Genomic DNA, 599 nt, shown 5'->3' on the forward strand with positions numbered 1-599 from the left:
GAAGCAACCGGTAGTTATCACGTGCTGTTTGCGAACATGGCCTACAAGGCGGGCTGTGCCATCTACATGATCGATGGCTATGCACTGAGCCATTACCGTAAAAGCGTCAACGTGCGCTCGAAAACAGATGCTCTTGATGCACGTTTGCTGGCCCGCTTTCTGAGCCACGAAAGCAAAAAGCTGAAACCCTGGGTGCCGCCTTCCCCTCTCTACCTCACGCTTCTGAGCCTGTTCCGTCGCCGCGCTGCGCTGGTCAAGATGCGAGTTAGTCTGACCCAAAGCTGGGCGAATGAGCCGCTGCTAGAAACTGAGTTGTCAGATCATCTAATAGCGATGCGACGTCTTGAACAAGCGGTTGAAGACAAGATCAGGGACGTATTGGACCAAGCCGGATTGTTATCAGTTGTGAAGCGCTGCATGAAGGTTGAAGGCATTGGTTTTCTAACCGCCGCACGCCTGGTAGCGACTTACCAACGTGGCGCGTTCGACAACAGTGATGCGTTCATCGCTTTTCTTGGGTTGGACTTGAGGCAGGTGCAGTCAGGGCAGAAGAAAGGCCAGGCAAAGCTGACGAAGAGAGGCGACTCAGAAGTACGACG

The 599-nt window shown here is 53.8% G+C and carries 1 protein-coding gene; it reads left to right on the forward strand.

Annotated elements, in window-relative coordinates:
* A partial coding sequence (locus tag ACODSK_RS32640) for an IS110 family transposase (RefSeq protein WP_489022281.1) occupies positions 1-599 on the forward strand: 599 nt, incomplete at both ends.

Source organism: Pseudomonas sp. FG98 (assembly GCF_057808595.1).